Annotated in this window: 7 protein-coding genes; all 7 read left to right on the top strand. The window is 63.0% G+C overall.

The genetic code is table 11. The features are described 5' to 3' along the window. The coding region (locus EOB36_RS23980) for a LysR substrate-binding domain-containing protein (RefSeq protein WP_128285875.1) at positions 1-657 on the top strand (657 nt) is incomplete at its 5' end. A gap of 189 nt (positions 658-846) precedes the next feature. Next, on the top strand, positions 847-2,157 hold the full coding sequence (locus EOB36_RS23975) for a sugar ABC transporter substrate-binding protein (RefSeq protein WP_095484592.1): 1,311 nt from the start codon (positions 847-849) through the stop codon (positions 2,155-2,157). 123 nt (positions 2,158-2,280) lie between these two features. Continuing rightward, positions 2,281-3,153 (top strand): sugar ABC transporter permease, encoded by an 873-nt coding sequence (locus EOB36_RS23970; RefSeq protein ID WP_095484591.1) that lies wholly within the window; start codon positions 2,281-2,283, stop codon positions 3,151-3,153. 208 nt (positions 3,154-3,361) lie between these two features. After that, positions 3,362-4,186: a carbohydrate ABC transporter permease gene (locus EOB36_RS23965; protein WP_128241618.1), complete on the top strand. Its 825-nt coding sequence runs from the start codon at positions 3,362-3,364 to the stop codon at positions 4,184-4,186. A gap of 51 nt (positions 4,187-4,237) precedes the next feature. Further along, positions 4,238-5,242 carry an ABC transporter ATP-binding protein gene (locus EOB36_RS23960; protein WP_127205552.1) on the top strand — a complete coding sequence of 335 codons (1,005 nt, stop codon included), beginning with the start codon at positions 4,238-4,240 and terminating at the stop codon, positions 5,240-5,242. Beyond that, on the top strand, positions 5,239-6,009 hold the full coding sequence (locus EOB36_RS23955; protein ID WP_127205551.1) for an L-iditol 2-dehydrogenase: 771 nt from the start codon (positions 5,239-5,241) through the stop codon (positions 6,007-6,009). Before EOB36_RS23960 ends, EOB36_RS23955 begins: the two co-directional genes overlap by 4 nt. Positions 6,010-6,082: 73 nt before the next feature. Then, a complete protein-coding gene (locus EOB36_RS23950) occupies positions 6,083-7,561 on the top strand; it encodes a mannitol dehydrogenase family protein (RefSeq protein ID WP_128241617.1) in 1,479 nt (492 codons plus the stop codon). Positions 7,562-7,600 lie beyond the last annotated feature (39 nt).

Below are 7,600 nucleotides of genomic sequence, written 5' to 3'. Positions count from 1 at the left end.
GCCCTGTTGGGCGGAGCATATGCTGCCGCGCGCAGCGGCGCCGATGGGGTGCTCTGTGTCTCGACGCTGCTGACCTTTGCCTCGAATTGGCTGGCGCGGCATCTCGGCTCGTTTCAGGTCGCGCACCCGTCGCTGGCGGTTCGCCTCGACACATCGAACCGCGTGGTCGACTTCACCCGCGAGGATATCGACATCGCCATCCGTTCAGGCGGGGGAAACTGGCCGGGCGTGGAAGTGCACAAGCTTTTCAATGCGGATTTCACGCCGATGCTGAGCCCGAAACTCGCGGCGTCCATTGGCGGGGTGAAGGAGCCTGCCGATCTGTTGCGCCTGCCGATCCTCGACCCCGGCGACATCTGGTGGCGGGACTGGTTTATCGCCGCCGGCCTGCCGGTCGAGGAATTGGCCAAGCGCCCCGGCTCCAGCATGGGTGCGCAGGCCTACGAGGCCAACGCCGCGATCGCCGGGCAGGGCGTGGCGATCGTGACGGCCGCGCTTTTCAACGCCGAGCTTGCCGATGGCCGCCTGATCCAGCCGTTCGATCTGGTCGGCGACGACGGCCATGCCTATTGGCTGGTCTATCCCCAGGCGCGGCGCAACGTGCCGAAGATCCGCGCTTTTCGCGAATGGATCCTGGCTGAGATCGCCGGCCAATAGGTCGATACGCCGCGCCGAAAACCCGAGGTCTGGGGCGCCGGCAAGCTTATTCAAACCGTCCGGAACCGAATCCCGCACGAGGCTGCGTGCTGCGCTGCAGCAACGAATCCGGCTTGACATAATTCACGGAGAGTGAGTAATTGCCCATAGCCAAGGCAAATGCTCAGCTTGGTCTATGGGAGGAATTTGATGAAACTTCGCACGCTCACCCTGGGTCTGTTGTCGGCCAGCGCTTTTGCGTTCGCCGCGCATGCCGAATCCATCACCATCGCCACTGTCAACAATGGCGATATGGTCCGCATGCAGAAGCTGACCGACGACTTCACCGCCAAGAACCCCGACATCCAGCTCCAGTGGGTCACGCTCGAGGAGAACGTGCTGCGCGAGCGCGTCACCACCGACATCGCCACCAAGGGTGGCCAGTACGACGTGATGACCATCGGCACCTACGAGGTTCCGATCTGGGCCAAGCAGAGCTGGCTGCTGCCGCTCGACAAGCTCGGCGACGACTATGACGTCAAGGACATCATCCCGGCGATCGCCGGCGGCCTGTCGGTCGACGGCACCCTTTACGCAGCGCCGTTTTACGGCGAAAGCTCCTTCGTCATGTACCGCAAGGACCTGATGGAGAAGGCCGGGCTGACCATGCCCGACGCGCCGACCTGGGACTTCATCAAGCAAGCCGCCGACAAGATGACGGATCGCGCTAGCGGCGTGAACGGTGTCTGCCTGCGCGGCAAGGCCGGCTGGGGCGAGAACATGGCCTTCCTGACCGCCATGTCGAACTCCTTCGGCGCACGCTGGTTCGATGAGAACTGGAAGCCGCAGTTCGACCAGCCCGAGTGGAAGAACACGCTGCAGTTCTATGTCGACCTGATGAAGGCCAATGGCCCCGAGGGCGCGTCTTCGAACGGCTTCAACGAAAACCTGGCGCTGTTCCAGCAGGGCAAGTGCGGCATGTGGATCGACGCCACCGTCGCCGCGTCCTTCGTCTCCGACCCGAAGAACTCAACAGTCGCAGACAAGGTCGGTTACGCGCTTGCTCCCGACAACGGGCTTGGCAAGCGCGGCAACTGGCTGTGGGCCTGGTCGCTGGCCATTCCAGCCGGCACGCAGAAGGCTGACGCCGCTCAGAAATTCGTCTCCTGGGCAACCAGCAAAGCCTATGCCGAGCTCGTCGCATCGAAGGAAGGCTGGGCCAATGTTCCGCCCGGAACGCGCACTTCACTCTACAACAACCCCGAATACCAGAAGGCGGCGCCCTTCGCCAAGATGACGCTGGACTCGATCAACGCCGCCGATCCGACGCATCCGACCGTCAAGCCGGTGCCCTATGTCGGCGTCCAGTTCGTCGCCATCCCCGAGTTCCAGGGCCTTGGCACGACTGTCGGCCAGCTGTTCTCGGCGGCACTCGCCGGCCAGACGAGCGTCGACGACGCCTTGAAGCAGGCGCAGGACGCTGCCACCGCGACGATGACCGAGGGCGGTTATATCCAGTAAGGCTCCTCCCGGTGCCGAACGCCGGTTGCCTATCATGGCCGGCAAAGGGGCCGCCCGAATCCCAGTTCGGGCGGCCCCCTTCACACTTTCGAAAATTTGGCTGACCTTTGAAGGGTGACCGTCATGGCTACTCAGCAGACCCGTTCGCTTGCCCGCTTCATGATGGCGCCATCCGTGGTGCTGCTGTTCGTCTGGATGATCGTGCCGCTGGCGTTCACCCTGTGGTTCTCCTTCCAGCAGTACAACCCGCTCAACCCGATCCGCGACGGGTTCGTCGGCTTCTCGAACTACGCGCTCTTCTATTCAAACCCGGCATTCCTGCAGTCGATCCTCAACACGCTTATCCTCGTGGTCAGCGTGCTTTTGATCACGGTGATCGGCGGCATCCTGCTGGCCCTCCTGCTCGATCAGCCGATATGGGGACAGGGCATCGTCCGCATCCTCGTCATCTCGCCGTTCTTCGTCATGCCGCCGGTGGCAGCGCTGGTCTGGAAGAACATGATCATGCATCCGCAATACGGCGTCTTTGCCGATATTGCGCGCTTCTTCGGCGGGCAGCCGATCGACTGGTTCGGGCAATATCCCATGCTGGCGATCATCATCATCGTCGCCTGGCAGTGGCTGCCATTTGCGACACTGATCCTCTTGACCTCGCTTCAGTCGCTCGATGGCGAGCAGAAAGAGGCCGCCGAGATGGACGGGGCCGGCTTCATCAGCCGCTTCATCTATCTGACGCTGCCGCACATGTCGCGCGCCATCACCGTCGTCATCCTGATCCAGACGATCTTCCTGCTGTCGGTCTATGCCGAGATCCTCGTCACCACCAATGGCGGCCCCGGTTACGCCTCCACCAACCTGCCCTTCCTCGTCTACCAGAAGGCGCTGCTGGAGTTCAAAATCGGCCAAGCATCCGCCGGCGGTATCCTCGCCGTCATTCTCGCCAACATCGTCGCCTTCTTCGCCATGCGCGCGGTCGGCAAGAACCTGGACAAATAAGGGAGGAAACGATGCTACGTGCGCTGAACCACCCCCACTCCGTCCCGCTGCGCGGGACACCTCTCCCCCTGCCCGGGGGAGAGGAAACGCCTGCATCGAAGCCGCGCCCTTCCTCTACCCCGTCGATCGGGGGAGAGGTGTCCCGCGCAGCAAACCGGAGTGGGGGTCGACCCTGCCGCCAACATCGCCGATACGGGAGGACCTGACCATGGCACGTGCAGTCAGCACCCGGCACAAGACGATTGCGACCGCGGCCGCCTGGATCGTCGCCCTGCTGGTCTTCTTCCCGATCCTCTATACGATCATCACCTCGTTCAAGTCGGAGCAGGAGGCCATCCAGGGCTTCAACCTGTTTCCGTCGGGAACCACGGAGAGCTATACCGCGGTCGAGGCGCAGAGCGGCTACTTCAAGTTCTTCCTCAACTCGGTGTTCCTGTCGGTCGGCTCGACCATTCTGGCCTTGCTTGTCGCCATACCGGCGGCATGGTCGATGGCGTTCTCGCCGGGCAAGTGGACCAAGGACATCCTGATGTGGATGCTTTCCACCAAGATGATGCCGGCGGTTGCCGTGCTGTTCCCGATCTACCTGATCTTCCGCGATACCGGATTGCTCGACAGCCGCATCGGCCTGATGATCATGCTGATGCTGATCAACCTGCCGATCGTGGTGTGGATGCTCTACACCTATTTCCGCGAAATCCCCGGCGAGATATTGGAAGCGGCGCGCATGGACGGCGCCTCGCTCTGGAACGAGATCGTCTATGTGCTGACGCCGATGGCGGTGCCGGGCATCGCCTCGACGATGCTGCTCAACATCATCCTGGCGTGGAACGAGGCGTTCTGGACGATCCGGCTGACCACCACCGAGGCAGCACCCCTCACCGCGTTCATCAGCTCCTTCTCAAGCCCGCAAGGGTTGTTCTGGGCCAAACTGTCGGCGGCCTCGACGCTGGCGATCGCGCCGATCCTGATCATGGGCTGGTTCAGCCAGAAGCAGCTGGTGCGCGGCCTGACCTTTGGCGCCGTGAAGTGACGGACGTTGCCTGAAGCATCAGACGAAAAATAACCCCTCGGGGAGGAAACCATGGGAAACATCACGCTCAAGAACGTCTCCAAGTCCTTCGGGTCGACGATCATCATTCCGGGCATCGATCTGGTCATCGAGAACGGCGAGTTCGTCGTCTTCGTCGGCCCGTCGGGCTGCGGCAAGTCCACGCTGCTGCGGCTGATCGCCGGGCTGGAGGACACCACCGCCGGCACCATCAACATCGACGGCCGCGACGTGACCGGCGAGGCACCGGCCAAGCGCAAGCTGGCCATGGTGTTCCAGTCCTATGCGCTCTACCCGCATATGACGGTGGCCAAGAACATCGCTTTTCCGCTGAAGATGGCGGGGGAGGACCAGGCGACCATCGACAGGAAGGTGAAGGACGCGGCGCGCATCTTGAATCTCACCAACTATCTCGAACGCCGCCCCGGCCAACTGTCCGGCGGTCAGCGCCAGCGCGTCGCCATCGGTCGCGCCATCGTGCGCCAGCCTTCGGCCTTCCTGTTCGACGAACCTTTGTCCAACCTCGACGCGGCCCTGCGCGGCACCATGCGGCTGGAAATCAGTGAGCTGCATCATCAGCTCAAGACGACGATGGTCTACGTCACCCACGACCAGGTCGAGGCGATGACCATGGCCGACAAGATCGTCGTGCTCAATGCCGGCAATGTCGAGCAGGTCGGCTCGCCGATGGAGCTCTACAAGACGCCGAAGAACCTGTTCGTCGCTGGCTTCATCGGCTCGCCGAAGATGAACCTGATCGAAGGCGCGTCGGCGGCCAAGTACGGCGCCAGGACGGTCGGTATCCGTCCGGAGCATATGAACATTTCGACGACATCAGGCGACTGGAAGGCCACGGTCGGTGTCGCCGAGCATCTTGGCTCCGACACGTTTTTGCACGTGCAGGCGGACGGCGTCGGTCCGCTGACGGTGCGCGCCGACGGTGAACTGGCCGTCGATCACGGCGACACGATCTATCTGACCCCGGACAAGGCCAAGCTGCACCGCTTCGGCGCCGACGGAAAGGCGATGATGCAATGAGGCTGACGGGTAAATCGGCGCTGATCACCGGATCGGCGCGCGGCATCGGCAGGGCGTTCGCCGAAGCCTATGTGCGCGAGGGCGCCACGGTTGCGATCGGCGACATCAATCTCGAAGCTGCGGAAAAGACGGCCTCGGAGATCGGCGGCAAGGCTTATGCCGTGAAACTGGACGTCACCGACCTCGCTTCGATCGAGGCGGCGGTGAAAGCGGTCGAGACAAGGACCGGCGGGCTGGACATACTGATCAACAACGCCGCTTTGTTCGACCTGGCGCCGATCGTCGAGATATCGAAGGCGAGCTACGACCGGTTGTTTTCCGTCAATGTCGCCGGCACGCTGTTCATGCTGCAGGCAGCCGCCCGCTCGATGATCGCCCGGGGCAAGGGCGGCAAGATCATCAACATGGCGAGCCAGGCCGGGCGCCGCGGCGAGGCGCTGGTTGGCGTCTATTGCGCCACCAAGGCCGCCGTCATCTCGCTCACCCAGTCGGCTGGGCTCGATCTGATCAAGCACCGCATCAACGTCAATGCCATCGCGCCGGGCGTCGTCGACGGCGAGCACTGGGATCATGTCGATTCCCTGTTCGCCAAGTACGAGAACCGGCCGAAAGGCGAGAAGAAGCGGCTGGTCGGCGAGGCGGTGCCTTATGGCCGTATGGGCACGGCGCAAGACCTCACCGGCATGGCGGTGTTCCTGGCCAGCGAGGACGCCGAGTACATCGTCGCCCAGACCTACAATGTCGACGGTGGCCAGTGGATGAGTTGAGGGGGGCGAAGGCGCTCTTCTCCCCGTTTCCTCCACGGGGAGAAGAGCCGTCCCGCCCAAGGATAAAAAGCAAATGGCCGTGAAACTCTCGTCTTCCATCCTCGCCAAGCTTCCGCCCAAGGTTGCCGGCCCGAAATATGATCGCGCTGCGCTCAAAGCCGGCATCGTGCATTTCGGCGTCGGCAATTTCCACCGCTCGCATCAGGCAGTCTATCTCGACGATCTGTTCAATTCGGGCGTTGGCCACGACTGGGCACTGGTCGGCGCCGGCGTCTTCGAGGGCGAGAAGGTCGGCCGCGGCAAGCTGCAGGAACAGGACTGGCTGACCACCGTGGTCGAGCAGGACAGTGGTCATATGAGCGCCCGCGTCACCGGCGTCATGGTCGATTTCCTGATGCCGGGCGATGCGGCCGCGATCATCGAACGGCTCGCCGATCCGGCGATAAGGATCGTTTCTCTGACCATCACCGAAGGCGGCTACTTCATCGATCCGGCGTCCGGCGTGTTCAATCCAACCCATCCCGACATTGTCTCCGATGCTGAGCCGGGCGCTACGCCGAAGACCGTCTTCGGCATCATCCTTGCCGGGCTGATCCGCCGCCGCGACAACGGCATCGTGCCCTTCACGGTCATGTCTTGCGACAACATCCCCCACAACGGCCATGTCACCTCTGACGGCGTCGTTGGTCTCGCGCGGCTGATCGACGAGGATCTGGCGAAGTGGGTGGGCGAGGAAGTCGCCTTTCCCAATGGCATGGTCGACCGCATCACGCCGGCCACCACCGACCGTGAGCGCGGCATTCTGTCGAGCGAGTTCGGCCTTGAAGACAACTGGCCGGTGTTCTGCGAGCCGTTCAAGCAATGGGTGCTGGAGGACCATTTCACCGACGGCCGCCCGCCGTTGGAGAAGGTCGGCGTGCAGTTCGTCAGCGATGTCGCGCCCTACGAGCTGATGAAGATCCGCATCCTCAATGGCGGCCATGCGACCATCGCCTATCCGGCCGGACTGATGGACATCCATTTCGTCCACGAGGCGATGCAGGAGCCGCTGGTGCGCGGCTTTCTCGACAGACTGGAGCACGACGAGATCATCCCGACCGTGCCACCGGTGCCGGACACCGTGCTGGAGGACTATTATCAACTCATCGAGCACCGCTTCTCCAATCCGAAGATCGGCGACACGATCCGCAGGCTTTGTCTCGATGGCTCCAACCGGCAGCCGAAATTTATCATCCCGACCATCGCCGACCGGCTGAAAGCCGGCAAGGGCGTCGCTGGCCTGGCGCTGGAATCGGCGCTCTGGTGCCGCTACTGCTTCGGCACGACGGATAGCGGAGCCGTCATCGAACCCAACGATCCGAGCTGGGACCGGCTGCAGACGACCGCCAGGGCGGCAAAGGATGCGCCTGCCGCCTGGCTTGCCATGGAGGACATCTATGGCGATGTCGGCCGCGCGGCGCCGTTTGTCGAAGCCTTTGCCAATGCGCTCAAGGCGCTCTGGGCCGACGGCGCGCGTGCGACACTGACGCGCTACCTCGCCGGCCAGCTCTAAAATCGGCTCAATATCCATGAAGTCTCGCCCATGAAGGCC

The sequence above is a fragment of the Mesorhizobium sp. M6A.T.Cr.TU.017.01.1.1 genome (assembly GCF_004023115.1).
Classification (GTDB): domain Bacteria; phylum Pseudomonadota; class Alphaproteobacteria; order Rhizobiales; family Rhizobiaceae; genus Mesorhizobium; species Mesorhizobium mediterraneum.
The sequence above is the reverse complement of the archived record's forward strand: the minus strand, read 5'-3'. Positions and strand labels throughout refer to the sequence as shown.

Excerpts from the sequence above, each read along its gene's own strand:
- EOB36_RS23950 (WP_128241617.1), top strand. The coding sequence starts at position 6,083 with ATGGCCGTGAAACTCTCGTCTTCCATCCTCGCCAAGCTTCCGCCCAAG.
- EOB36_RS23975 (WP_095484592.1), top strand. The coding sequence starts at position 847 with ATGAAACTTCGCACGCTCACCCTGGGTCTGTTGTCGGCCAGCGCTTTT.
- EOB36_RS23965 (WP_128241618.1), top strand. The coding sequence starts at position 3,362 with ATGGCACGTGCAGTCAGCACCCGGCACAAGACGATTGCGACCGCGGCC.
- EOB36_RS23970 (WP_095484591.1), top strand. The coding sequence starts at position 2,281 with ATGGCTACTCAGCAGACCCGTTCGCTTGCCCGCTTCATGATGGCGCCA.
- EOB36_RS23955 (WP_127205551.1), top strand. The coding sequence starts at position 5,239 with ATGAGGCTGACGGGTAAATCGGCGCTGATCACCGGATCGGCGCGCGGC.
- EOB36_RS23960 (WP_127205552.1), top strand. The coding sequence starts at position 4,238 with ATGGGAAACATCACGCTCAAGAACGTCTCCAAGTCCTTCGGGTCGACG.